Source organism: Streptomyces ardesiacus, assembly GCF_003112575.1.
GTDB classification, from domain to species: domain Bacteria; phylum Actinomycetota; class Actinomycetes; order Streptomycetales; family Streptomycetaceae; genus Streptomyces; species Streptomyces ardesiacus.
Genome location: NZ_BEWC01000010.1, coordinates 226,131 through 251,628, shown reverse-complemented (window position 1 = coordinate 251,628; position 25,498 = coordinate 226,131). Strand labels below are relative to the sequence as shown.

At 73.9% G+C, this 25,498-nt stretch carries 17 protein-coding genes; 7 read left to right on the top strand and 10 right to left on the bottom strand.

Features of this window, described 5'->3' with window-relative positions:
• Positions 1 to 20 precede the first annotated feature (20 nt).
• From Sdi02f_RS31060 to Sdi02f_RS31040, 5 genes are read right to left on the bottom strand one after another with little or no spacing between them, the layout of a single operon-like run.
• Positions 21 to 1,235 carry a CaiB/BaiF CoA transferase family protein gene (locus tag Sdi02f_RS31060; protein ID WP_053663000.1) on the bottom strand — a complete coding sequence of 405 codons (1,215 nt, stop codon included), beginning with the start codon at positions 1,233 to 1,235 and terminating at the stop codon, positions 21 to 23.
• The gene (locus tag Sdi02f_RS31055) at positions 1,193 to 2,596 is read right to left on the bottom strand and encodes an ADP-ribosylglycohydrolase family protein (protein WP_055469480.1); all 1,404 of its coding nucleotides are present in this window, start codon (positions 2,594 to 2,596) and stop codon (positions 1,193 to 1,195) included. Before Sdi02f_RS31055 ends, Sdi02f_RS31060 begins: the two co-directional genes overlap by 43 nt.
• A complete protein-coding gene (locus Sdi02f_RS31050; RefSeq protein WP_108934411.1) occupies positions 2,584 to 3,762 on the bottom strand; it encodes an ADP-ribosylglycohydrolase family protein in 1,179 nt (392 codons plus the stop codon). Before Sdi02f_RS31050 ends, Sdi02f_RS31055 begins: the two co-directional genes overlap by 13 nt.
• Positions 3,759 to 5,042: an ADP-ribosylglycohydrolase family protein gene (locus tag Sdi02f_RS31045; RefSeq protein ID WP_053639178.1), complete on the bottom strand. Its 1,284-nt coding sequence runs from the start codon at positions 5,040 to 5,042 to the stop codon at positions 3,759 to 3,761. The genes Sdi02f_RS31050 and Sdi02f_RS31045 overlap by 4 nt, the downstream gene beginning before the upstream one ends.
• Positions 5,039 to 6,403, bottom strand: coding sequence for an ADP-ribosylglycohydrolase family protein (locus Sdi02f_RS31040; RefSeq protein WP_245962252.1), 1,365 nt, complete (start codon positions 6,401 to 6,403; stop codon positions 5,039 to 5,041). Before Sdi02f_RS31040 ends, Sdi02f_RS31045 begins: the two co-directional genes overlap by 4 nt.
• Positions 6,404 to 6,600: 197 nt before the next feature.
• Here Sdi02f_RS31040 and Sdi02f_RS31035 point away from each other — a divergent pair, with 197 nt between their 5' ends.
• The 3 genes from Sdi02f_RS31035 (at position 6,601) to Sdi02f_RS31025 (ending at position 13,778) form a co-directional block, all read left to right on the top strand.
• Entirely contained in the window at positions 6,601 to 7,332 is a 732-nt protein-coding gene (locus Sdi02f_RS31035) for a VIT1/CCC1 transporter family protein (protein WP_030402222.1), read from the top strand.
• 451 nt (positions 7,333 to 7,783) lie between these two features.
• Complete coding sequence (gltB, locus tag Sdi02f_RS31030; RefSeq protein WP_063788326.1) at positions 7,784 to 12,322, top strand: glutamate synthase large subunit; 4,539 nt, start codon at positions 7,784 to 7,786, stop codon at positions 12,320 to 12,322.
• Positions 12,315 to 13,778, top strand: coding sequence for a glutamate synthase subunit beta (locus Sdi02f_RS31025; protein WP_030402224.1), 1,464 nt, complete (start codon positions 12,315 to 12,317; stop codon positions 13,776 to 13,778). Before gltB ends, Sdi02f_RS31025 begins: the two co-directional genes overlap by 8 nt.
• 99 nt (positions 13,779 to 13,877) lie before the next feature.
• On the opposite strand, the gene Sdi02f_RS31020 is transcribed toward Sdi02f_RS31025, so the two are convergent.
• From Sdi02f_RS31020 to Sdi02f_RS31005, 4 genes are all read right to left on the bottom strand, one after another.
• Entirely contained in the window at positions 13,878 to 14,789 is a 912-nt protein-coding gene (locus Sdi02f_RS31020; RefSeq protein ID WP_030402225.1) for a chitosanase, read from the bottom strand.
• A 49-nt stretch (positions 14,790 to 14,838) separates the two neighbouring features.
• The gene (locus Sdi02f_RS31015; RefSeq protein ID WP_108934410.1) at positions 14,839 to 15,774 is read right to left on the bottom strand and encodes a rhomboid family intramembrane serine protease; all 936 of its coding nucleotides are present in this window, start codon (positions 15,772 to 15,774) and stop codon (positions 14,839 to 14,841) included.
• Positions 15,775 to 15,881: 107 nt separating this feature from the next.
• Positions 15,882 to 16,511, bottom strand: coding sequence for an SIMPL domain-containing protein (locus Sdi02f_RS31010; protein WP_053639158.1), 630 nt, complete (start codon positions 16,509 to 16,511; stop codon positions 15,882 to 15,884).
• 40 nt (positions 16,512 to 16,551) lie between these two features.
• The gene (locus Sdi02f_RS31005; RefSeq protein ID WP_030402228.1) at positions 16,552 to 17,448 is read right to left on the bottom strand and encodes a hypothetical protein; all 897 of its coding nucleotides are present in this window, start codon (positions 17,446 to 17,448) and stop codon (positions 16,552 to 16,554) included.
• Positions 17,449 to 17,597: 149 nt separating this feature from the next.
• On the opposite strand from Sdi02f_RS31005, the gene Sdi02f_RS31000 reads away from it, so the two are divergent.
• The 4 genes from Sdi02f_RS31000 (at position 17,598) to Sdi02f_RS30985 (ending at position 23,573) form a co-directional block, all read left to right on the top strand.
• Positions 17,598 to 17,948 (top strand): chorismate mutase, encoded by a 351-nt coding sequence (locus tag Sdi02f_RS31000; RefSeq protein ID WP_030402229.1) that lies wholly within the window; start codon positions 17,598 to 17,600, stop codon positions 17,946 to 17,948.
• 129 nt (positions 17,949 to 18,077) lie between these two features.
• The gene (gene pepN / locus Sdi02f_RS30995; RefSeq protein WP_030402230.1) at positions 18,078 to 20,576 is read left to right on the top strand and encodes an aminopeptidase N; all 2,499 of its coding nucleotides are present in this window, start codon (positions 18,078 to 18,080) and stop codon (positions 20,574 to 20,576) included.
• A 241-nt stretch (positions 20,577 to 20,817) separates the two neighbouring features.
• Positions 20,818 to 22,176: a pyridoxal phosphate-dependent decarboxylase family protein gene (locus Sdi02f_RS30990; RefSeq protein ID WP_030402231.1), complete on the top strand. Its 1,359-nt coding sequence runs from the start codon at positions 20,818 to 20,820 to the stop codon at positions 22,174 to 22,176.
• Complete coding sequence (locus Sdi02f_RS30985) at positions 22,173 to 23,573, top strand: lysine N(6)-hydroxylase/L-ornithine N(5)-oxygenase family protein (protein WP_108934409.1); 1,401 nt, start codon at positions 22,173 to 22,175, stop codon at positions 23,571 to 23,573. The genes Sdi02f_RS30990 and Sdi02f_RS30985 overlap by 4 nt, the downstream gene beginning before the upstream one ends.
• A 46-nt stretch (positions 23,574 to 23,619) precedes the next feature.
• Here Sdi02f_RS30985 and Sdi02f_RS30980 read toward each other — a convergent pair whose 3' ends face one another.
• The gene (locus Sdi02f_RS30980; RefSeq protein WP_108934408.1) at positions 23,620 to 25,434 is read right to left on the bottom strand and encodes a bifunctional metallophosphatase/5'-nucleotidase; all 1,815 of its coding nucleotides are present in this window, start codon (positions 25,432 to 25,434) and stop codon (positions 23,620 to 23,622) included.
• Between the last annotated feature and the right edge of the window lie 64 nt (positions 25,435 to 25,498).

Sequence of the window (25,498 nt, the reverse complement as noted above, 5' to 3'; positions counted from 1 at the left end):
GGACGCGGCCGGAGGTGCGGTCATACGACGCCCTCTTCCCGCAGCTCCTTCACGTCCGCCGGGGTCAGCCCCAGCCCGGTCAGCACCTCCTCGGTGTCGGCGCCGTGCGGGCGGCCCGCCCAGCGGACGGCGCCCGGGGTGGCGGAGAGCCGGAAGAGGACGTTCTGCATGCGCAGCGCGCCCAGCTCCGGGTCGTCGACGGTGGTGATCGTGTCGAGCGCCCGGTACTGCGGGTCGCTCATCACGTCCCGCACGTCCTGGACCGGTGCCACCGCCGCCTCGGCCCTCTCGAACGCGGCGAGCACGTCGGCGCGGGAGTGCCGGGCGATCCAGTCGCCGACCGCCGCGTCCAGCACGTCGGCGTGCCGGGCGCGCTCCGCGCCCGTGGCGAACCAGGGCTCGTCGATCAGCTCGGGGCGGCCCACCAGCCGCATCACCCGCTCGGCGACGGACTGGGCCGAGGTGGAGACCGCGACCCAGGTGCCGTCGGCGGTGCGGTAGGTGTTGCGCGGCGCGTTGTTCTGCGAGCGGTTGCCCGTGCGCGGCTGGACGTGGCCGAGCTGGTCGTACCAGAGGGGCTGCGGGCCCAGCACGGTCAGGATCGGTTCGATGATCGCCATGTCGACGACCTGGCCCTCGCCGGTGCGCTCCCGGGCGGCCAGCGCCGTCATCACGGCGTACGCCGTCGCGAGGGCGGCGATCGAGTCGGCGAGGCCGAAGGGCGGCAGGGTCGGCGGCGCGTCCGGCTCGCCGGTCATGGCCGCGAAGCCGCTCATGGCCTCGGCGAGGGTGCCGAAGCCGGGGCGGTGCGCGTACGGGCCGAACTGGCCGAAGCCGGTGACCCGGGTCAGGACCAGGCGGGGATTGACGGCGGACAGCTCCTCCCAGCCCAGGCCCCACTTCTCCAGGGTGCCCGGCCGGAAGTTCTCGACGACGACGTCGGCGGTGGCGGCGAGCCGGAGCAGCGTGGCGCGGCCCGCGGGTTTCGACAGGTCCAGGGTGATCGTGTGCTTGTTGCGGCCCAGCAGCTTCCACCACAGGCCGACCCCGTCCTTCGACGGGCCGTGCCCCCGGGAGGGGTCGGGCCGGGTGGGGTGCTCGACCTTGACGACCTCGGCGCCGAAGTCGCCGAGCATGGTGGCGGCGAGGGGGCCCGCGAAGAGGGTGGCGAGGTCGAGGACGCGCAGGCCGGTCAGCGGAGCGGAGACGGGGCGAGGGGCGGCGGGCTCGGGCATGGGCGGGTGGCCTCCCGGTGGGTGAGGTGGGCGAGGGTGTCGAAGCCGGTGCCGTCGAAGCCGCGGACGGAGGTGGCGAGGCGGTTCTTCAGCGGGGCCGTCCAGTGCTCGGGCAGCGCGGCGGGGGACCCGGCGAGCAGTCCGGCGACGCTGCCGGCGGTGGCGCCGTTGGAGTCGGTGTCCCAGCCGCCGGAGACGACGCGGGCGAGCGAGCCGGTGAAGTCGCCGTCCGCGTGGGTGAGCGCGGCGGCGATCAGGGCCGTGTTGGGAACGGCGTGCACCCAGTGGTGCGCGGGGGAGTGCACGGCGTGGAGTTCGTCCACGACCGCGTCGAAGTCGTCGTGCGCGCCCGCGAGCCGTACGGCGTGCCGGACCGCCCGGGCGAGACGGGAGCCGGGCGGGACGACCGCGAGGCCGGCGCGCAGACAGGCGTGGACGTCGGGAGCGTCGTCGGGGGCCGCGGCGGCGATGACGGCCGCCGCGAACATGGCCGCGTAGACGCCGTTGGCGGTGTGGCTCAGGGTCGCGTCGCGGTGCGCCTGTCCGGCGGCGGCGGCCGGGTCGCCGGGGTTGGTCCAGCCGTGCACGTCGGCGCGGATCAGGGCGCCGATCCACTCGCGGAAGGGGTTGCGCAGGCGGGCGGTGTCCGGGGGTTCGAGGCCGGTGAGGAGGTTGCGCAGGGCGAGGCGTTCGGCGGTGAAGGTGCGGCCGGGCGGGAGTTCGTCGAGCCAGACGCGGGCCACGTCCTCGGTGCGGAAGCCCCTGCCGTGGCGCTGCAGGAGCAGGAGGTTCACGAGCGGGTAGTCGAGGTCGTCGTCCTCCGGCATGCCGTCGATGTTCTCGGCGAGGGAGGTGGACGCGGAGCGGCGGTTCCAGGGGTGGGCGGCGAGCAGGTCGCGGGGCACGCCCCGGGCGGTGAAGTAGGCGGCCGGGGGCCAGTTGCCGGCGGCCCGGCCGAGGCGGCGGATGCCGGTCAGGGGCAGCTTCTCGACGGGTTTGCCGAGCAGGCAGCCGGCGGCGCGGCCGAGCCAGGCGGCCTCCAGGCGGGCGGGGGAGACGCGGGCGGCGGGGCGCGGGGACGGCCAGTCGGGGCACCGTGCCCTGATTTGGCCGAGGTCGGTCGGCTCGTCGTCCGCCGAGGGGCGGGGCAGGCGAGCCAGTTCGTCCAGGAGGTCCTCGGCCAGACGGCGCAGGCGCGCAGGGACGGGCCCGGCGGAGGCGCCCGCCCGGGGCGGGGCCTCGTCGCCGCCCGCCGCCCGCCAGCGGGCCGCGACCGCCGAGGCGTCGCGGCCCTCCAGCCGTGCCTGGCGCAGTTCGTGGCCGACCAGGTCCTCGGGCTGCACCCAGGTCAGCCGGAGCATCCCGCACCCCCGAGCGCGGCGAACGCCTCCTCGTGCGCGCGGCGTCGGCGCACGTCCCGCGCGAAGACCTCCCGCGCGACCCCGGTGAGCGTCGCCGCGGGCGCCCACAGGTCCAGACGGCTGGCCTCCGCGACGGCCTTGGCCCAGTCCTCGGGCACCGGCGAGCCCAGTGCCCCGGCGAGCGCGCCCGCCATCGTGGCGATGGAGTCGCAGTCGCGGCCGTAGTTGACCGCGCCGAGGACCGCGTGCCGGAAGTCGCCGCCGGAGACGAGCAGCATCCCGAGGGCGACCGGCAGTTCCTCGATCGCGTGCAGCCGGGAGGGGCGCCGGGCGCCGAGCGAGGGGGCGCGGTAGTCGGGGCCCACGGTGTCGTACGGGGCGACCGCCGCGCGCAGCGGTGCGAGCGCCGACTCGAACTCCGAGTGGCGCACCGCCACGTCGCACACCGCCTCGATCGCCTCCCGGGTGCCGTCCTTGGCCAGGGCCAGGCAGGCGGCCACCACCGACTCCGGACCCGCCCCCGGCACGCACGCCGCGGCCACCGCCGCCGCGAAGACACCGGCCGCCTCACGGCCGTAGGACGACTGGTGCGCGCCCGCGACGTCCAGGGCCTCGGCGTAGGCGGCCTCGGGGTTCGCCGCGTTGACCAGGCCGACCGGGGCCATGTACATCGCGGCACCGCAGTTGACGATGTTGCCGGTTCCGGCCTCGCGCGGGTCCACGTGGCCGTAGTGGATCCGTGCGACCAGCCACTTCTCGGCGAGGAAGATCCGCTGGAGGGGAAGGGCCTCGGCCTCCAGCTCGGGGATCCAGCGCGGGTTCGTGATCAGGTCCGGGACCAGGTGCTCGGCGACCGCGTAGGCGTCGAGGTGGTCGCGGACCGTGCCGTAGACGCGGACCAGCGCGTGCGTCATCAGGGTGTCGTCGGTGACGTGGCCGTCGCCCTTGTGGTACGGCGCGACGGGGCGGGCGGTGCGCCAGGCGTCGCCGTTCCAGGGGCCGACGACGCCGTGGACGCGGCCGCCGTGGCGTTCGAGGATCTGCTCGGGGGAGTAGCCCTCGACGGGGCCGCCGAGCGCGTCGCCGACGGCCGCGCCGACGAGGGCGCCGGTGACGCGCTCGTCGAGGGGCGCGGTGATGCCGTGGTCCGGGGTGGTGGGGGTCATGGCGTGGTGGCTCGTCCTTCCGGTGGGGACGGTTGCGTGGCGTGCAGGGCGGCGGCCAGCTCGACCAGGTCGGTGCCGGTGAGCCGGGGCAGTACGCAGCCGGGCAGGGTGCGGCAGGCGTCCCGCCAGGACGCGGGGACCGAGGCGCCGCCGCCGAGCGCGCCGGTGAGGGCGCCGGCCAGCGCGGGGGCGGAGTCCGCGACGCGGGACAGACAGGCCGCCGCCGGTACCGCCTCGGCGATGCGGCCCCGGGCGGCGGTGGCCAGGGCGAGGGCGACGGGGACGGTCTCGGCGGCGGCGATGCCGTAGCTGTAGACGTGGTCGACGATGCGGTGTTCGAGGAGCGGGACCAGGGCGAAGGTGCTCTCGGTGTCCGCCGCGAGGGCCAGGGCCTGGCGGGCGTTGCGGCCGATCTCCGTCGCCTCGGGGAGTTCGGCGAGCGCGGCCGTGACGCAGGCGTCCACGTCGGCGCCGTCGAGGGCGCGGGCCAGGGCCGCCGCCATGGCCCGTGCGCCGTGCACGCCGTCGCCGTCCTGGGTGTAGCGGGCGTCGAACTCGGCGAGGTCGGCGGCGGGCCGCGGGGCGCCGGGATGGGCGACGGCCAGGACGCAGGCCCGTACGCAGGCGGCGTCGTCGAAGTAGTGCGGGTTGTCGTGGCCGGTGGCGGGCGGGCGCAGGCCGGCGGCGAGGTTGCCGAGCCCGGCCCGCACCGAGATGCGGGCGCGCAGCGGCAGGACCGCCGACTCGACCTCGGGGGCGCGGTCGGCCGCCGCGGCGACCTCGCTCGCGACGGCGTTCCAGGTCAGGTCGATCGCGGCCCGCATCCGGCGGTCCCGGCTCAGGTCCCCGAGCAGGCTGTCGTCCCCGGCCCGCAGCACCGCCTCCGCCGCGAACGCCGCCCACTCGGCGTCGTCCGAGGGCCCGAGGCGCAGCGGCTCCGGGGGCTGGTTGAGGGCGATGGGGACGGGGAGGGTGGTGGTCGCGTTCTGCTCGGCGAAGGTGTCCAGCTCGCGGGTGAGCCGGCGCGTCCACTCCGGCATCCGGGCGGCCCGGTGGCGGGCGGCGGGCCAGCCGGCCGCGTCCCCCGCGGCGAGCCCGAGCAGCAGCCCCTCGACACGGTCGCCGAGCGGCACCGCGCGGGCCGCCCCCGTCCCCGCGGCCGTGTCCGCCGCCCCCGGCCGGTGCCCGCTCCCGCCGGAGGTGTCCGGCCGCGGTCCGCCGGGCCCTTCGACGTACGCCGTGACCCCCGACGCCCCGACACCGCCCCGCGCCCTGCTCACGGCCCCGCCTCGGCCGCCGCGCCGGTGTCCGGGACGGGAGGGCACGCGGTGGGGGCGGGGCCGCCGGGCGGCTCACTCGGCACGGGAGACGGAGCGTGCGCCCGCACCCGACGCGCCTCCGGCCGGTCGCGCCCGGTGCCCGGCGCCGCCGGCTCCGGGTGCGGGGGCGTGCGCTCCGGCTCCCGGACCGGTGCTTCCCGGGCTCCCGAGGGTGCCCCCGCCGGCCTCCGGGACGCCGTGCCGCCGGTTCCGGACGCCGTCCCCTGCGGGTCCGGGAGCGCCGGTGGCACAGGCGGCGGGCCCGAGGGCCCGGTGCTCCGCCCGGTGAGTCCCGGTACGTGCTCCGGTCCCGGCGGTACCTCCCGTGCGGCCCGGGTCAGCAGGTCCGCCACCTCCAGGACGTGGTGGCCGGCCATCGTCGGCAGGCAGGTGCCGCGGACCGGGCCGATGGCGGCGGCCCAGTCGGCCGGGACGGCCTGGACGCCGCGGGTCGCGCCGGCCAGGGCGCCGGCCACCGCGGCCGTGGTGTCGGCGTCGCGGCCCATGTTGACGGCCGTCAGCACGGCGTCCGTGAAGTCGCCGTCGGCCGCCGCGTACGCGCCGAAGGCCAGGGCGACGGCCTCGGGCGCCAGGTCGGTCCACGGGTAGCCGCCGATGACCACCGCGGAGCGCACCGCCCGTTCGCCGCGGTGGGCCGCCGTCATCGCGCGGCGCAGACAGCGCGCCGTCCAGGAGTCGTCCGGGACGACCGCCAGCGCGGAGGCCACCACCGCCACGGTCGACGCCCCGGCCATCGCCGCCGCGACGCCCGCCGCCACCGCCTGGCCGCCGTAGATGCCCTCGCCCTCGTGGCTGACCGAGCCGTCGATCGCCGCCAGCCGGGCCGCCTCCGCGGGCCGCCCGGCCGCGAACACGCCGTGCGGCGCGGCCCGCATCGCCAGGCCGTCGCTCCAGGCGTGCCGGTGCTGGGCGGAGATCGGCGCGGCCAGCCCCCGGCGCAGGTTCTCCAGGGTGCCGCGCTCGCTGAAGCCCGCGCCCCGGAACGGGCCCTCCTCCCGGTCGGCGATCCACTCGTGCCAGGCCGTCTCCACGTGGACCGGGGTGAGGGCCGCGCCGTGGCGGGCCAGCAGCAGGCCCGAGAAGATCGCGTACTCGGTGTCGTCGGTCCCGGCGGGCCGGTCGGCCACGTATCCCGTGATGCGGCCCCAGCGGGCGCGGATCTCCGAGGGCTTCATGTTCTCGGCCGGTGCCCCGAGGGCGTCACCGACGGCCAGTCCGAGCAGGGCGCCCCGGGCCCGGTCGCGGAGCCCGACGGTGCCCTGGGGCGCGGGGACCGGGGGAATGCAGGCGGTGGATGCCATGCGGCCTCTCCTCTCCCTCGGCACATCTGTCCCCGGTGCGTCGGACACCGCAGCCGAACCGCGGCCGGTGTCACCCGCTCGGCACAAAACCGCAGGTAAGCCCAGCCTTTCCTTGCTGGCGGGATGGGTGTGACCGGCGTAGATTGGGTGATGTTAAAAAGTGGAATCAGTCCAAACTAGCTTCCGGGGGAACCCTCATGGCCATCATCGAGACCGAGGCGCCGCTCCACGAGGCGCACCGCGACAACCACACCCACCGCGACGTGAACGGCGGCTGGCTGCGCCCGGCCGTCTTCGGCGCCATGGACGGACTGGTCTCCAACCTCGCCCTGATGACCGGCGTCGCCGGCGGTACGGCGAGCCAGCAGACCGTGGTGATCAGCGGACTCGCGGGACTGGCGGCCGGCGCCTTCTCCATGGCCGCCGGTGAGTACACCTCCGTCGCCTCCCAGCGCGAGCTGGTCGAGGCCGAGCTGGACGTGGAGCGCCGCGAACTCACGAAGCACCCGGCGGACGAGGAGGCCGAGCTGGCCGCGCTCTACGAGGCGCGCGGGGTCGAGCCGGAGCTGGCCCGCGAGGTGGCCCGCCAGCTCTCCAGTGACCCCGAGCAGGCGCTGGAGATACACGCCCGCGAGGAGCTCGGCATCGACCCCTCCGACCTGCCCTCGCCGCTGGTCGCGGCCGTGTCCTCGTTCGGTTCCTTCGCGCTGGGCGCCCTGCTCCCCGTCCTGCCGTTCCTGCTGGGCGCCGGCGCGCTGTGGCCCGCGGTGCTGCTCGCCCTGGCCGGGCTGTTCCTGTGCGGTGCGGTGGTCGCCAAGGTCACGGCACGGAGCTGGTGGTACAGCGGCCTGCGGCAGCTCGCCCTGGGCGGTGCGGCGGCCGGTGTGACGTATCTCCTGGGCAGCCTGTTCGGAACGGCCGTAGGATAGCCCGGCTCGAACTTATGCGGTGGTCCGCATAAGTACCCGCACTCGCAGCCGTTACTCGCTGGTTTCGAGCGCGTAATCTCCGGGCATGAGCCGTAAGCGCTGTGGGCAATGAAGCCTGCCGTGCATCCGCGGAGTGGGCGACGACGCTCCCTCCGCGCCCCCGGACCGACGGACACCGATCTGCCCGTTCCGGTCCCCACAGCCTCCACCACGGGTGCGGTACCCCCACCGCACCCCGTCGGTGTCCGCATGCTGGAACGGATTGTCCCGTTTACCGAGAACCACTCCATCATGTAACCTGCACCAAATTTTGCACCTGCTTACGTACCTCGCAGAGGGCCAACGTCGTCCCTCGGCACTTGCCACATGCCAGATGACGACGACGGGAGAGCCGATGCGTACGCCGCGCCAGCCGTCCCAGCACTCCGCGAATGGCCAGAACTGGTCCTTCATGGATGCTCGCCCTGCCGCGCAGGGTATGTACGACCCCCGCAACGAACACGACGCGTGCGGCGTCGGTTTCGTCGCCACCCTCACCGGCGAGGCGTCCCACACCCTGGTCGACCAGGCACTCACCGTGCTGCGCAATCTGGAGCACCGCGGCGCCACCGGCTCCGAGCCCGACTCGGGCGACGGCGCGGGCATCCTCTCCCAGGTGCCGGACGCCTTCTTCCGCGAGGTCGCCGGATTCGACCTGCCCGAAGCCGGGGCGTACGCCGTCGGCATCGCCTTCCTGCCGGCCGAGGGCACCGACGACGCCGTCGCCCGCATCGAGACCATCGCCGGCGAGGAGGGCCTCACCGTCCTCGGCTGGCGCGAGGTCCCGGTCGCCCCGCAGATGCTCGGCGCCACCGCCCGCTCGACCATGCCGGTCTTCCGCCAGGTCTTCGTCACCGACGGCGCCTCGCGGGGCATCGTCCTGGACCGCCGCGCCTTCGCGCTGCGCAAGCGCGCCGAGCGCGAGGCCGGTGTCTATTTCCCGTCGCTGTCCGCGCGGACCATCGTCTACAAGGGCATGCTCACCACGGGGCAGCTCGAGCCGTTCTTCCCGGACCTGTCCGACCGCCGATTCGCTTCCGCGATCGCGCTCGTGCACTCCCGGTTCTCCACCAACACCTTCCCGAGCTGGCCGCTCGCCCACCCGTACCGCTTCGTCGCCCACAACGGCGAGATCAACACGGTCAAGGGCAACCGCAACTGGATGCGCGCCCGCGAGTCGCAGCTCGCCTCGGACCTGTTCGGCTCCTCCGCGGACCTGGAGCGGATCTTCCCGGTCTGTACGCCGGACGCCTCGGACTCCGCCTCCTTCGACGAGGTCCTGGAACTGCTCCACCTCGGCGGGCGGTCGCTGCCGCACTCCGTGCTGATGATGATCCCGGAGGCGTGGGAGAACCACGACTCCATGGACCCGGCCCGGCGCGCGTTCTACCAGTACCACTCCACGATGATGGAGCCCTGGGACGGCCCCGCCTGCGTCACCTTCACCGACGGCACCCAGGTCGGCGCCGTCCTCGACCGCAACGGTCTGCGCCCCGGCCGCTACTGGGTCACCGACGACGGCCTCGTCGTCCTCGGCTCCGAGGTCGGCGTCCTCGACATCGACCCCGCCCGGGTCGTCCGCAAGGGCCGCCTGCAGCCGGGCCGGATGTTCCTCGTGGACACCGCCGAGCACCGCATCATCGAGGACGACGAGATCAAGGCCCAGCTCGCCGCCGAGCAGCCGTACGCCGAGTGGATGGAAGCCGGCGAGATCGAGCTGAGCGACCTGCCCGAGCGCGAGCACATCGTGCACACCCACGCCTCGGTCACCCGCCGCCAGCAGACCTTCGGGTACACCGAGGAGGAGCTGCGCGTCATCCTCGCGCCGATGGCCAAGGCCGGCGCCGAGCCGATCGGCTCCATGGGGACCGACTCGCCCATCGCCGCGCTCTCCGAGCGTCCCCGGCTGCTCTTCGACTACTTCACCCAGCTCTTCGCGCAGGTCACCAACCCGCCGCTGGACGCCATCCGCGAGGAACTGGTCACCTCGCTGCGCTCCTCGCTCGGCCCCCAGGGCAACCTGCTCGACCCGACGGCCGCCTCGTGCCGCAGCGTCCTGCTGCCCTTCCCGGTGATCGACAACGACGAGCTGGCCAAGCTCATCCACATCAACGCCGACGGCGACATGCCCGGCTTCAAGGCCGCCACCCTCTCCGGTCTCTACCGCGTGCACGGCGGCGGCGACGCCCTGGCCGCGCGCATCGAGGAGATCTGCGCCGAGGCCGACGCCGCCATCGAGAACGGCGCCCGGCTCATCGTCCTGTCCGACCGCCACTCGGACGCCGAGCACGCGCCGATCCCGTCGCTGCTGCTCACCGCCGCCGTCCACCACCACCTCATCCGCACCAAGCAGCGCACCGAGGTGGGCCTGCTGGTCGAGGCCGGCGACGTCCGCGAGGTCCACCACGTCGCCCTGCTCATCGGCTTCGGCGCCGCCGCGGTCAACCCGTACCTCGCCATGGAGTCCGTCGAGGACCTGGTCCGCGCGGGCACCTTCCTGCCGGGTACGGAGGCCGAGCAGGCCATCCGCAACCTGATCCACGCCCTCGGCAAGGGCGTCCTCAAGGTCATGTCCAAGATGGGCATCTCCACCGTCGCCTCCTACCGGGGCGCCCAGGTCTTCGAGGCCGTCGGCCTGGACGAGGCCTTCGTCGAGAAGTACTTCAACGGCACCGCCACCAAGATCGGCGGCGTCGGCATCGACGTCGTCGCCCAGGAGGTCGCCGCCCGCCACGCCAAGGCGTACCCGGCCAGCGGCATCGCGCCGGCCCACCGCGCCCTGGACATCGGCGGCGAGTACCAGTGGCGCCGCGAGGGCGAACCGCACCTGTTCGACCCGGAGACGGTCTTCCGCCTCCAGCACTCCACGCGCTCGGGCACGTACGACATCTTCAAGAAGTACACCGAGCGGGTGAACGAGCAGTCCGAGCGGCTGATGACGCTGCGCGGCCTGTTCGGCTTCCGGTCGGACCGGCAGCCGGTCCCCCTCGACGAGGTCGAGCCCGTCTCCGAGATCGTCAAGCGCTTCTCCACCGGCGCCATGTCGTACGGCTCCATCTCCCAGGAGGCGCACGAGACCCTCGCCATCGCCATGAACCAGCTGGGCGGCAAGTCCAACACCGGTGAGGGCGGCGAGGACCCGGAGCGCCTGTACGACCCGGCGCGCCGGTCCAGCATCAAGCAGGTCGCCTCCGGCCGCTTCGGCGTCACCTCCGAGTACCTGGTCAACGCCGACGACATCCAGATCAAGATGGCCCAGGGCGCCAAGCCCGGCGAGGGCGGCCAGCTGCCCGGCCACAAGGTCTACCCGTGGGTCGCCAAGACCCGGCACTCCACCCCCGGTGTCGGTCTGATCTCCCCGCCGCCGCACCACGACATCTACTCCATCGAGGACCTCGCCCAGCTCATCCACGACCTCAAGAACGCCAACCCGCAGGCGCGGATCCACGTCAAGCTGGTCTCCGAGGTCGGGGTCGGCACGGTCGCGGCGGGCGTGTCCAAGGCGCACGCGGACGTGGTGCTCATCTCCGGCCACGACGGCGGCACGGGCGCCTCGCCCCTGACGAGCCTCAAGCACGCCGGCGGCCCCTGGGAGCTGGGCCTCGCCGAGACCCAGCAGACCCTGCTGCTCAACGGCCTGCGCGACCGCATCGTCGTCCAGACCGACGGCCAGCTCAAGACCGGCCGCGACGTCGTCATCGCCGCGCTGCTCGGCGCCGAGGAGTTCGGTTTCGCCACCGCGCCGCTCGTCGTCTCCGGCTGCGTCATGATGCGCGTCTGCCACCTGGACACCTGCCCGGTCGGCATCGCCACCCAGAACCCCGTCCTCAGGGAGCGGTTCTCCGGCAAGGCCGAGTACATCGTGAACTTCTTCCGGTTCATCGCCGAAGAGGTCCGCGAGATCCTCGCCGAACTGGGCTACCGCTCCATCGAGGAGGCCGTCGGCCACGCCGAGACCCTCGACGTGACCCGCGCCGTCGACCACTGGAAGGCGCAGGGCCTCGACCTGGAGCCGCTGTTCCACGTGCCGGACCTGCCCGAGGGCGCGGTGCGCCACCAGGCCGTCGGCCAGGAGCACGGCCTGGAGAAGGCGCTCGACAACCAGCTCATCAAGCTCGCCGCCGACGCGCTGGCCGCCCCGGACGCCACCCGGGCCGCCCCCGTGCGCGCCCAGGTCGCCATCCGCAACATCAACCGCACGGTCGGCACCATGCTCGGCCACGAGGTCACCAAGAAGTTCGGCGGCGGCGGCCTGCCGGACGACACCGTCGACATCACCTTCACCGGCTCCGCCGGCCAGTCCTTCGGCGCCTTCGTCCCGCGCGGCATCACGCTGCGCCTGGAGGGCGACGCCAACGACTACGTCGGCAAGGGCCTGTCCGGCGGCCGGATCGTCGTCCGCCCCGACCGGGGCGCCGACCACCTCGCGGAGTACTCCACCATCGCCGGCAACACCATCGGCTACGGCGCCACCGGCGGCGAGATGTTCCTGCGCGGCAAGGTCGGCGAGCGCTTCTGCGTCCGCAACTCCGGCGCGCTGGTCGTCTCCGAGGGCGTCGGCGACCACGGCTGCGAGTACATGACCGGCGGCCACGCGGTCGTCCTCGGCGAGACCGGGCGCAACTTCGCGGCCGGCATGTCCGGCGGCATCGCCTACGTCGTCGACCTCGACCCCGACAACGTCAACGCCGGCAACGCCGACGCGGTCCAGCGACTGGACGACGCCGACAAGGACTGGCTGCACGACGTGGTGCGCCGCCACGCCGAGGAGACCGGGTCCACGGTCGCCCAGAAGCTGCTGGCCGACTGGCCCGCCGCCGTGGAGCGCTTCAGCAAGCTCATCCCCCGCACGTACCAGGCAGTGCTCGCCGCCAAGGACGCCGCCGAGCGAGCCGGTCTCTCCGAGACCGAGACCACCGAGAAGATGATGGAGGCGGCGACCAATGGCTGATCCCAAGGGCTTTCTGAACCACGGACGCGAGGTCGCCCGGACCCGCCCCGTCGAGGAGCGCGTCAAGGACTGGAACGAGGTCTACGTCCCCGGCTCCCTGCTGCCGATCATCAGCAAGCAGGCCAGCCGCTGCATGGACTGCGGCATCCCGTTCTGCCACAACGGCTGCCCGCTCGGGAACCTGATCCCCGAGTGGAACGACTACGCCTACCGCGAGGACTGGTCGGCGGCGTCCGAGCGCCTGCACGCCACCAACAACTTCCCGGAGTTCACCGGCCGGCTGTGCCCGGCCCCGTGCGAGTCGGCGTGCGTGCTCGGCATCAACCAGCCGCCGGTCACCATCAAGAACGTCGAGGTCTCCATCATCGACAAGGCGTGGGAGACCGGGGACGTCGCCCCGCGCATCCCCGAGCGCCTGTCCGGCAAGACCGTCGCCGTCATCGGCTCGGGCCCGGCGGGCCTGGCCGCCGCCCAGCAGCTCACCCGGGCCGGCCACACCGTCGCCGTCTACGAGCGCGCGGACCGCGTCGGAGGTCTCCTCCGGTACGGCATCCCCGAGTTCAAGATGGAGAAGCGGCACATCAACCGGCGCATAGAGCAGATGCGCGCCGAGGGCACCCGCTTCCGCACCGGCGTCGAGATCGGCCGCGACCTCAAGGCGACCGACCTCAAGAAGCGCTACGACGCCGTCGTCATCGCCGCCGGCTCCACCACCGCCCGCGACCTGCCGGTCCCCGGCCGGGAACTCAAGGGCATCCACCAGGCGATGGAGTACCTGCCCCTGGCCAACAAGGTCCAGGAGGGCGACTACGTCACCGCCCCCATCTCCGCCGAGGGCAAGCACGTCGTCGTCATCGGCGGCGGCGACACCGGCGCCGACTGCGTGGGCACCGCCCACCGCCAGGGCGCCGCCTCCGTCACGCAGCTGGAGATCATGCCCCGGCCGGGCGAGGAGCGGAACCCGGTCTCCCAGCCGTGGCCGACCTTCCCCATGCTGTACAAGGTCACCAGCGCCCACGAGGAGGGCGGCGAGCGCGTCTACGCCGTCTCCACCACCCACTTCGAGGGCGACGAGGACGGCAACGTCCAGTGGCTGCACCTGAGCGAGGTCGAGTTCGTCGACGGGAAGCTCACCCCGAAGCCGGGTACCGAGCGGAAGATCCCGGCCCAGCTGGTCACCCTCGCCATGGGCTTCACCGGCACCGACAAGGAGAACGGCCTCGTCGACCAGTTCGGCCTGGAGCTCGACGAACGGGGTAACATCGCCCGGGACGCCGACTTCCAGACCAACGTGCCGGGTGTGTTCGTCGCCGGTGACGCCGGCCGCGGCCAGTCGCTCATCGTCTGGGCGATCGCCGAGGGCCGCTCGGCCGCGCGCGGCGCCGACCGCTTCCTGACCGGAGCCAGCGACCTGCCGGCCCCGATCCGCCCGACCGACCGCGCCCTCGCGGTCTGACGGACGGAACAACCGAAGAACGTCCCGCACAAAGGCGTGCGGAACACTGATGGCGCCTGCCTCGTCCCCGACCGGACCAGGGCAGGCGCCGTCGCATGCTCAGGGCACCCGGTAGGTGTCCCCGTACATCTCCCACACCAGCGGCGTCGCCAGCTCCAGGTTCCCGGCCGCGAGGAACCGGCGCTGGGCCGTGTCGACGCGCGAGGTGTCGATGCCCGGCCGCTTGTCCCGCATGGCCTGCTCGCGGACGTCCAGGAAGGTGTCCAGGTAGGCCTTCTCGGAGCCGCCCTGCCCCGGCGTCTTCGCCTTGGCCATGGCCTGCTCGCGCAGCCCGTAGAAGCCCCCGGGGTCCGTGTCGGGGCCGTGGAAGACCATCGCGTCGTAGTAGACGAACTGGCCGAGCGTGCCCAGGCCGTCCAGCTTGGCCAGGCGCACCGCGGGGTCGAAGTAGACCCGGTCGCGCTCCTCCTCCTGGGCCGCGCGGAACGCCGGAACCTCGGCCTCCGCCTTCCAGGCCGCCGTGAAGCCCGGATCCAGGCCCTCGTGCGAGTCACTGCCGTCCACCTTGCGCAGCGCGGGCAGGTACCTCGCCAGACCGTTGTCCGGGTGGGCCTCGGTGTAGCGCTCCACCAGGGTGAGCAGGTCGTGGGTGCCCGTGCAGAAACCGACGATGCCCGCCGTGTACCCGTCGCCGTCCCCGACGTCCTGGATGCTGCCGTAGGCGGTGCGCCACCGTGTGGTCGAGTTCTCGGCGCTGGACACGAGCTGCTGGGCCAGCTCCTTCTTCGCCGGCGCGGCGAGCCCCGGCGGCAGATCGGCGATGAGCGCGTCGTCCGCCGCCCGCTCCTCCTCGGCCCGGTCCTTGGCGTCGTCGCGGGCCGACCGGGCGGTGGCCGAGGACGACGGGGACGCGGGGGCCGCCGTGTCCGCCGAGTCGCCCGGCACGGCGAAGTACACGCCCGCGGCGATCACGGGCAGGGCCCCGAGCAGCAGCACTCCGGGACGTTTCACAGGGGGACACCTCTCCTAGGGGGACAGCAGCTCTCGCGGCGGGGGACGCTCACAGGGGAATGCTCCCGCCCGTCAGTTCGGACACCTTCCACGCCGCCGTCACCGCCAGCAGCACCGCCAGCGCGGCAGCAGCGCCGGTCTGCACCGCGACCGGGCGCCGGTCCCGGGGCGCGTACGCGAAGGCCAGGGCCAGCGCGCCGCCGGCCAGCAGGCCGCCGACGGGCACCTGCCACGGGGCGAACCAGGCGGAGACCACCAGCCACAGCAGCAGTCCCGCCGCCAGCCGGTCGGCCCGGCCCGCGGTGGCGCCCAGCCGGCGGTGCAGCACGTAGGAGGCGGCCCCCACGCCGCAGACGGCACCGGACGCGCCGACCGAGGCGTGCCCGGGGTCGGCGAGGACCAGCTCCAGGACGGAACCGCCGAGCGCGGAGAGCAGATACAGGGCGAGGAATCGGACCCGGCCGAGCATCAGCTCCACCACCCGCCCCGACTGCCACAGCACGACCATGTTCACGGTGACGTGCAGGATCCCGAACGCGCCCTCGAAGGGCGACTGGTGGAGAAAGGCGCTGGTGAGCAGCCGCTCCCACTCGCCCCCGGCGACACCCTCCGTCCGCAGGGGCGCGGAGCCCAGGACCAGGCCGTCGCCGACGTAGCGGGTGCCCTCCGGATCGACCAGCCGCGACCCGACCAGGGCGAACCGGTCCACGAGCCCCGGCCGCACCACCTCCGCGAGGTACGCGAGCACGGTGAGCGCGAACAGCGCGTACGTCACCACGGGCGTCGTCGAGATCCGGCCCCCGCCGAGGGTGCGGGCCCGCCGGGCCGGCCGCGCCCCCTCCCGCACGCACTCGGGACACCGGCGGCCGACCGGCGCCGCGCGCTCGCAGTCCGGGCAGATGTACCGCGCGCAGCCGGTGCAGCGGACGTGGCACTCGACCGCGGGATGGCGGTAGCACCTGGTGACGGTGGATCCGGAATCCACGGCCGGCTCCTCGGGACGGGCGGACGGTGAGCCGGTGGGGACGGCGGCGAACAAAATAACGAATGCCCGTGCGCCGTCGGGGAGGCGGGGTGGGGCCGGGCGCCGGGTCAGTGCCGCAGGGAGAAGCCCAGCACGACCCGCGCGGACACCTCCACCACCCCCGGAGCCAGCGCGCCCGGCGGGCCGCCGCCCGCGGAGGCGCGGAACGCGGCGACGGGCTCCGGCTCCACGTCCTGGATGCGCAGGACCGGCCCCAGCCGCGCGCCCGCCGCCTCCGCGTACACCTCGGCCTTGCGGCGGGCCGCGGCGACGGCCCTGCGCCGCGCCTCGTCGAGCAGCGCGAGCCGGTCGCGCACGTCGAACTCGACGCCGTCGATCCGGTGCGCGCCCGCCTCGACCACGTCCGCGATCAGCCGCTCCAGACCGTCGAGGACCTCGGTCTCCACCGCGTACGAGGCCTGGCACCGGTACCCGAGCATCGTCCGGCGACCGCCGTGACCGTCGTACTCCGAGCTGAGGCCGAGCCGGGAGCCCGAGACCGAGGCGTCCGGCACCCCGTGCCGCCGCAGCACCTCCCGCAGCCGGACCACGGCCTCCCCGGCCCGCTGGAAGGCCTGCTCCGGCGACGGTTCCAGAACGTCCACGGCCGGCCGCACCCGCGCCAACGACGGCTCGGCCCGCACCGTGCCCGAGCCGAACACACTGATGCCCCAGGGTTCTTCCACGGCCTGTGTCATACGGGCATTGAAGCAGCGTCCCCGCGCCCGGCGCCCCGCCTCAGGTGTCGCACTCCAGCACCGTCCGGCACAGCCCGCACCGCGCCCGGACCCGCCCCCGCACCGGCACCCTGATCCGCTGGTGGCAGGTCGGGCAGGGGAACGACACCCGAAGCTGCCCCGGCGCCGGGGCCGTGAAGGCGTACGGGCCGTCCGCTTCCGGCCCGGCCGCGTGCGGGTCCTGCGCGTGGCGGCGGTCCCGGGCGTAGCGGCGGCGGCCCGCCCAGCCGGCCGCCGTGAGCGGCGGCTGCTGCGCGTCCCGCCGCGCCCGGGCCAGCCCCTTGCCGTACGCCGTGTACGCCTGCGGGCTCGTGAACCACACCGAGGGGTCCTCGCCGAACAGCAGCGCCCGCTTGGCCAGCACGTAACCGAACTCCTCCGGCGTCAGGTACCCGAGCTTCTGCGAGGACGCCCCGTCCTCCCGGTAGGCGTCCAGGAGCAGCCAGCCCGCGCCCAGGTACGCCGCCGCCGTGTCGGTGAGGATCTCGTTGGCCCGGGTGGAGGGGAAGGACAGGTCGAGCCGGTGCAGGTAGACGTGCATCACCTCGTGCGCGAGAGCCGCGCCGATGTCCCGGCGGTGGGTGCGGAAGCGGTCGTTCAGCTCGACGAAGTACTCCGGTCCCGCCGTCAGTTCCACGTTGGCCGCGTGGGTCATCTCGCGGAAGGAGACGACCATGCGGGCGTCGGGCAGCCGGTAGTGCCGCACCAGTTCGCGGGCCACCCGCTGCGCGCCCAGGTACAGGTCGTCCGTGTCGCAGAACGCCACGTCCACCGGGGCCACACTGGCCGAGAAGGTCTGGACGGTGTCGTACGACAGCCGCCGGTACAGCGCCGTGACCGCCTCCCGCACCGTCTCCAGGTGCGGGAACCCGTGCTCGACCGGTCCGCCGTTCGCCACGTCCTACCCCCAAGACGCCTCAGACCCTGCTCCCCGAGCCCCGTCTCCCGGGCCCTGCTCCCACTGTAGGAGCCGCACGGGGACCGTACGGCGTTCAGCGCCTGAGACGGTCTGCGGTGCCCCGGCCCGCGCCCGTAGGGTGTGCGCCCATGACCACCAGCAACACCGGTACCGGTGCCGTCGAACCCGCCGCCCGCGAGGAGCTGGCCCGGCTGCGGGACAGCATCGACAACATCGACGCGGCCGTCGTCCACATGCTCGCCGAGCGCTTCAAGTGCACTCAGCAGGTCGGCCACCTCAAGGCCCGCCACCGGCTGCCGCCCGCCGACCCGGCCCGGGAGGCCCAGCAGATCGCCCGGCTGCGCGCCCTCGCCGAGAGCGCCAAGCTCGACCCCGCGTTCGCCGAGAAGTTCCTCAACTTCATCGTCGCCGAGGTGATCCACCACCACGAGCGCATCGCCGAGGGCAACGGCGCCGACGGCGTCCCGTCCTCCGGCTGAGCCGGGCCGCGCCCCCGTCCGCGGGGGCGCACGCCGGGGGAGTCCGGCGGCCGGCGGGTCGGACCGGACATACCGCGCGTAGCGAACCGCCGCTGTGCCCCGCCCACCGCATCAGGCAGCATGTCGTGCATGTCCGTACTGACGCGCGACGAAGCGCAGACCCGTTCCCGGCTCCTCGACGTCCACCACTACGCGATCGACCTCGATCTCACCCGTGGGGACGAGACCTTCGACTCCCGCACCGTCATCCGCTTCACCGTCCGCGGCGAGACGGACACCGCGGACACCTTCGTCGAGGTCAAGCCCGCCGAACTGCGCACCGTCACCCTGGACGGACACCCCCTCGACCCGGCCGCCCTCGACGGGAACCGGCTCGCCCTGGAGAACCTCGCCCCCGGCGAGCACGAGCTGCGCGTCGAGGCCGCCATGCGGTACTCCCGCACGGGCGAGGGCATGCACCGCTTCACCGACCCCAGCGACGGTGAGACCTACGTCTACACCCAGCTCTTCCTCGACGACGTCCAGCGCGTCTACGCCGCCTTCGACCAGCCCGACCTCAAGGCCGTCTTCGACCTCGCCGTGACCGCACCCGAGGGCTGGACCGTCCTCGCCAACGGCGTCACCGAGCACACCGGCGACGGCCGCTGGAAGGCCGCCACCACCCCGCTGATCTCCACCTACCTCGTCGCCGTCGCCGCCGGCCCCTGGCACTCCGTGCGCACCGAACACCGCGGCCTGCCCTTCGGCCTCCACTGCCGCCGCTCGCTCGCCCCGCACCTGGACGCCGACGCCGACGAACTCCTCGACGTCACCCGGGCCTGCTTCGACCGCTACCACGAGAAGTTCACCGAGCCCTACCCCTTCGACTCCTACGACCAGGCGTTCGTCCCCGAGTTCAACGCCGGCGCCATGGAGAACCCCGGACTGGTCACCTTCCGCGACGAGTTCGTCTTCCGCTCCGCCGTCACCGAGACCCAGCGCCAGACCCGCGCCATGGTCGTCGCCCACGAGATGGCCCACATGTGGTTCGGCGACCTCGTCACCCTGCGCTGGTGGGACGACATCTGGCTGAACGAGTCCTTCGCCGAGTACATGGGCTACCAGACCACCGCCGAGGCCACCCGCTTCACCGACACCTGGACCGACTTCGGCGTCACCCGCAAGGCCTGGGGCTACGACGCCGACCAGCGCCCCTCCACCCACCCCGTCGCCCCCGAGGACGTGCGGGACACCGCCTCCGCCCTGCTCAACTTCGACGGCATCTCCTACGCCAAGGGCGCCTCCGCCCTGCGCCAGCTCGTCGCCTGGCTCGGCGAGAAGGACTTCCTGGCCGGCATCAACCTCCACTTCGAGCGGCACAAGTTCGCCAACGCCTCCCTCGCCGACTTCATCGACTCCCTCGCCGCCGCCACCGACCGCGACGTCCACGCCTGGGCCGACGCCTGGCTGCGCACCACCGGCGTCGACACCCTCACCCCGGCCGTCACCGGCGACAACGGCAGCCGCGCCCTCACCGTCCACCGCGCCGGCGAGCGCCCCCACCGCATCGCCGTCGGCCTCTACGACCAGGACCCCGGCGAGGAGGGCCGCCTCACCCCGCGCGAACGCCTCGACATCGACGTCCCCCAGACCGCGCCCCGGCCCATCGGCAAGCTCCCCGCCCTGGTCGTCCTCAACGACGGCGACCTGAGCTACGCCAAGATCCGCTTCGACGCCGACTCCTTCCGCACCCTGCGCGCGAGCCTGTCCGGCCTGCCCGACCCGCTCACCCGGGCCGTCGTCTGGAACGCCCTCAGGGACGCCGTCCGCGACGGCGAACTCCCGGCCGCGGCCTACCTCGACATCGCCCGCACCCACCTCCCGCACGAGACCGACCTCGCGCTCGTCGACGGCGTCCTCGCCTTCGCGGCCGGCCAGGTCGCCGACCGCTACGTCACCCCCGAGCAGCGGCCCGCCGCCCTGAACACCCTCGCCGAACTGTGCCGCGACCTCATCCGCCGCACCGAGGACGGCGACCACCCCGGCCTGCGCCTGATCGCCGTACGCCACCGCATCTCCACCGCCGCCCACCCCGACACCATCGCCGCCTGGCTCGCCGACGGCACCGTGCCCGGCGGCCCCGAACTCGACCCCGAGCTGCGCTGGCGCATCCTCACCCGCCTCGCCGTCCTCGGCGCCACCGACGAGGCCGCCATCGCCGCCGAGCTGGCGAACGACCCGAGCGCCACCGGCCAGGAGGGCGCCGCCCGCTGCCGCGCCGCGCTGCCGGACGCCGGGGCCAAGGCCCGCGCCTGGGAGGCCATGTTCGCCGCCGACGACCTGTCCAACTACCTGTTCACCGCCACCGCCCAGGGCTTCTGGCAGCCCGAACAGGCCGACCTCGTGCGCGACTACGTACCGCGCTACTACACCGAGGCCGTGGCCCTCGCCGCCCGCCGCGGCCCCGCCATCGCCGACGCCGCCGGACGCTGGGCCTTCCCCGCCCACGCCGTCGACGCCGACACCCTCCGCCTGGGCCGGGAGTGCCTCGCCGGCGCCGACCCGCTCCCCGCCCTGCGCCGCAAGCTCACCGACCAGCTCGACGACCTGGCGCGCGCACTGCGGGTACGGGAGGCGAACACCGACTGAGCCCGAACGCGGCCGGTCCTCCCCGGCGGGGCGGGAGAGGGCCGGCCGCGGGACCCGGCGGGGCGGGAGAGGGCCGGCCGCGGGACCCGGCGGGGCGGGGGAGGACCGGCCGCGGGGCCCGTGGGGCCGGTGGGAAGGCGGCCGGGATACCCCTTTCGGGTTGGATCACTGAGCTGTCCGGGCGTACGCGCACCCGTGCGTACAAGCTGGAACCCCAGTCCCCGTGCCCCAAGGACGGCTCATGGGCCTGCCGCCCCTCGCCTCGGGCCCGCACGGCACCGACGCCCTGCGACCCCTGCTCGACACCGTGCTCGACGCCCTGCGCGCCGGCACCGCCGCCCGCGGCGGCCCACTGCCCCCGGGCGGTCCCGACGCCGTCGCCGCCCGGGTGGCCGACGCTGCCGGCGACATCCTGCCCGACCGGGGCGACCCCGAGGCGCTGCGCGTCCTGGTCACCGCCCTCGCCGAAGGCGCCGCCGACCCCGCCCACCCCCTGTGCGCCGCGCACCTGCACGCCCCGCCGCTGGCCGTCGCGGCCGCCGCCGACCTCGCCGCGAGCGTCCTCAACCCCTCCCTCGACTCCTGGGACCAGGCCCCCGCCGCCTCCGCCCTGGAAGCCCTCGTCACCCGCGCCCTCGCCCGCGAGACCGGCGCCGTCGACGCCCTCGTCACCACCGGCGGCACCGAGTCCAACCAACTCGCCGTCCTGCTCGCCCGGGAGAAGCACGGCGCGAGCCTGCGGCTGGTCCACGGGGAGAACGCCCACCACTCCCTGCCCCGTGCCGCCTGGCTTCTCGGGCTGCCCGAACCCGTCGTCGTGCCCGCCCCCGCCGGCACCCTCGACCCCGCCGCCCTCGACGAGGCGCTCACCCAGGTCCCCGGCCCCCACCTCGTCGCCGCCACCGCCGGCACCACCGACGCCGGGCTCATCGACCCGCTCCCCGAGATCGCCGGCCGCTGCAGCGCCCACGCCGCCCGCCTCCACGTCGACGCCGCCTACGGCGCGGGCCTCCTCTTCAGCGACCGGCACCGTCCGCGGCTGGCGGGGCTGGAGGGCGCCGACACCGTCGCCCTGGACCTGCACAAGCTCGGCTGGCAGCCGATCCCCGCCGGCCTCCTCACCGTCAGCGACACCGACGACCTCGCCGCCCTCCACCACCGCGCCGACTACCTCAACGCCGACGACGACACCGACGCGGGACTGCCCGACCTCCTCCACCGCTCCCCGCGCACCAGCCGCCGCCCCGACGTCCTCAAAGCCGCCGTCACCCTCAAGACCCTGGGCCGCGGCGGACTGGGCGCGCTCGTCGACGCGGTCTGCTCCCTCGCCCACGCGTTCGCCGGCCTGGTCGACGCACACCCCGGGTTCGAGCTGCACGCCCCGCCCGCCATCAGCACGGTCCTGTTCCGGCCCGCCGGTGCCACCGACGACGCCGTCGCCGCCGTACGCCGCGCGCTGCTCGGCACCGGCCGCGCCGTCCTCGGCCGTGCCCGCGCCGACGGCCGGCTCTGGCTCAAGGCGACCCTCCTGAACCCCCGCACCGGGCCGGACGACCTCGCCGCCCTCCTGACCCTCGTGGAAGGACACACCCCCCGATGAACGCCACCCCGCACACGCCCCGCGACCTCGTCGGCATCGGCATCGGCCCCTTCAACCTCTCCCTCGCGGCCCTCGCCGACCCCCTCACCGGCCTCGACACCGTCTTCTACGAACAGCGCCCCGACTTCCGCTGGCACCCCGGCCTGCTCATCGACGGCGCCCGCGTCCAGGTGCCCTTCCTCGCCGACCTCGTCACCCTCGTCGACCCGGCCAGCCCCTGGTCCTTCCTCAGCCACCTCAGGGCCAGAGAACGCCTCTTCCCCTTCTACTTCGCCGAACGCTTCCACATCGAGCGCGCCGAGTACGACGCCTACTGCCGCTGGGTCGCGGAGAACCTGCCCGCCCTGCGCTTCCACCACCAGGTCGACGCGGTGCGCTGGAACCCCGAACGCGGCCTCTTCGAGGTCGACTACACCCAGCTCGACGCCGACGGGGAGGCCGAGGCCCTCGGCCGCACCCACACCCGCAACGTCGTCCTCGGCGTCGGCACCGAGCCCCATGTCCCCGACCCGTTCAGACCGCTCGCCGAGGACCCCGCCGTCCCCGTCGTCCACGCCGCCGACTACCTCGGCCACCGCGACACGCTCCTGGCCGCCGGGCACGTCACCGTCATCGGCACCGGCCAGTCCGGCGCCGAGATCTTCCTCGACCTGCTCCGCCGGCGCCCCGCCGGCCGCGAACGGCTGCACTGGATCGGCCGCACCGGGGCCCTCGCCCCCATGGAGTACTCCAAGCTCGGCCTGGAGCACTTCACCCCCGACTACACCCGCTACTTCCACGGCCTGGCCGAACCGGTGCGCGACCGCCTCGTCGCCGCCCAGTGGCAGCTCCACAAGGGCATCGACGCCGACACCACCGCCGCCATCCACGACGAGCTGTACCGCCGCACCCTCGACGGCGGCTGGCCCGACACCACCGTCACCCCCGGCGTCCACGTGCGCACCGCCGGCCGTATCGGCGCCACCCGGGTCGAGCTGCACCTCGAACACGAACAGCAGAAGACCCGCTCCCGCCTCACCACCGACGCCGTCGTCCTCGCCACCGGCCAGCGCGAACGCCCCCTCGGCCGCCTCCTCGCCGGTCTCGACCCCTACATGCGGCGCGACGGCCGGGAACGCCCCCGCATCGACGACCGCCACCGTCTCGTCCTCGACCCCTGCGTCACCGGCAACGTCTACGTGCAGAACGCCGAGACGCACACCCACGGCGTGGGCACCCCCGACCTCGGCCTCGCCGCCTGGCGCAGCGCGACCATCCTCAACGACCTCACCGGGCAGGAGCCGTACCCGCTGCCCGGGCGCACCGCCTTCACCACCTTCGGCCTGGAAAGCGGGCGGCCCCAGGTCCCGTCCGCACACCACCACCGGGAACTCACCCCGCTGGCGGACGGGATCTGAGGCCGCCACGCCCGCCGCACACGCCGTGGACGCCCGCGGACGCGGATCAGAACACGGGCACGCCGTCGCGCGTCAGCGACCAGTCCACGGACGCGAAGTCCTTCGGGTCCAGCACGCCCTTGGCCGTCGCCCACTCCGCGATCCGGGTGCGGATCTCCGTCGACTCCGACCACAGCTCCTTCGCCGAGGCCACGTGCGGGAAGGCGCCGCCGCCGTTGGCCCGGTAGTTGTTCACCGCCAGCACGAACTGCTGCGCGTCGTCCAGCGGAGCACCGCCGTACGTGAGGTTCCTGATCCGCGACCCGGCGGCCTGCGCGATGTCGATCTCGTAGGCGAGCCCCGACACGTAGTCGTAGTTGTAGTCCGGGCGGCCGTTCGCGTTGGTCAGCTTGTCCACGTCCACCGGCGCGCCGGCGGCCGTCCGCACGTAGTACTCCGCCGAGTACTCCAGGTACGCCCGCACCTGGGCACCCGTCAGCAGCTTCGCCACCAGCGTGTTGTCGTAGACGTACAGGCTCGACAGGTCCCGGATCGTCACGTCGCCCGCCGGGATCTGGGAGGTCCGGGAGAACGGCGAGGCCTGCGCCAGGACCGGCAGCCCGGCGTACTCCGTGCCCGCCAGCGCCTCCTTGACCACGTCCTCCTGCACCTTGGTGATCAGGTCGATGATCGGGGCGTCCTTGTACCGCGCCTCGACCGTCGTCAGCGTCTCGGTGGCCGTGCCGACGACCTGGTTGACGTACGCCACGACCTTCGCGTGCTCGTCCGCCAGCAGCTTCGTGATCTCCGGGTCGTCGGCGACCGTGCTGGAGTCGCGCAGCGACGCCCTGACCGACTCCACGTGCCAGCGGCCCCGCTCGAAGACCAGCTCGAAGTCGAACACGCTGAGCCGCTCGGCGAAGCACAGCGGCTCCGACAGGACGACGGTCTTCCCGGTCTTCTCGTTGACGACCTTCAGCTCCGCGATCTCCTCGTGCGCGTGTCCGACGAGGATCGCGTCGATGCCCGGCACCTGCCGCGCCACGTTGGCCGCCGCGTTCTCGACGTAGGGCACCTGGTCACCGTAGGAGGACGTGCCCGACGAGCCCGAGTGCGCCGAGACGACCACCACGTCCGCGCCCATGGAACGCAGCTTCGGCACCCACTTGGCCGCCTGCTCCTCGAGCCCCGGGAAGGCCAGCTTCCCCTGCACGTACGCCTTGTCCCAGATCGCGATGCCCGGGTTGGTCAGCCCCAGCACGGCCACCTTCACCGGCCGCGCGCCCTTCACGTGGAACGTCTTCATGAAGTGGGGCGGGAAGGCGGGCTTCAGGGTCTTCGCGTCGACCGCGTTCGCACCGAGCAGCGGGAAGTCGCACTGCTTCTCGAACGTGCGCAGCGTCTCGATGCCGTAGTTGAACTCGTGGTTGCCGAGCGCCACGGCGTCGTAGCCGATGGCGTTCATCGCCTGCGCCATCGGGTGCACCGGCCCGCCCTCGGCGGTGATCGGGTCGACCTTGGCGTAGTAGTACGTCAGCGGGGTGCCCTGGATGGTGTCGCCCGCGTCCACCAGCAGGGTGTTGTGGCGGCCCTTCTCCTCGCGCACCTGGTTCACCAGGGTGGAGATCCGGCCGAGGCCCTGGGCGTTGCCCGCCGCGTCCGTGTACTCGGCGTCCTTGAAGTAGTCCCAGTTGAAGACGTGCCCGTGCAGGTCGGTGGTGCCGAGCACGGTCAGCGCGTACCGCTTCTGCTTCCCGCCCGGGTGCCCCTGGGCCGCGGGGGCCGCCGCCTCGGCCGCCGGAGCCGCGGCGGCGCCGGCCAGCGCGACCCCCGCTCCCGTCACGGCGGACCTGCTCAGGAAGGTGCGGCGGTTCAACGGCATGACTGACTCTCCTCGGTGACCCGTGCAGACAGTGGCAACGCGCGTAGATTCTGTCCTGAACATG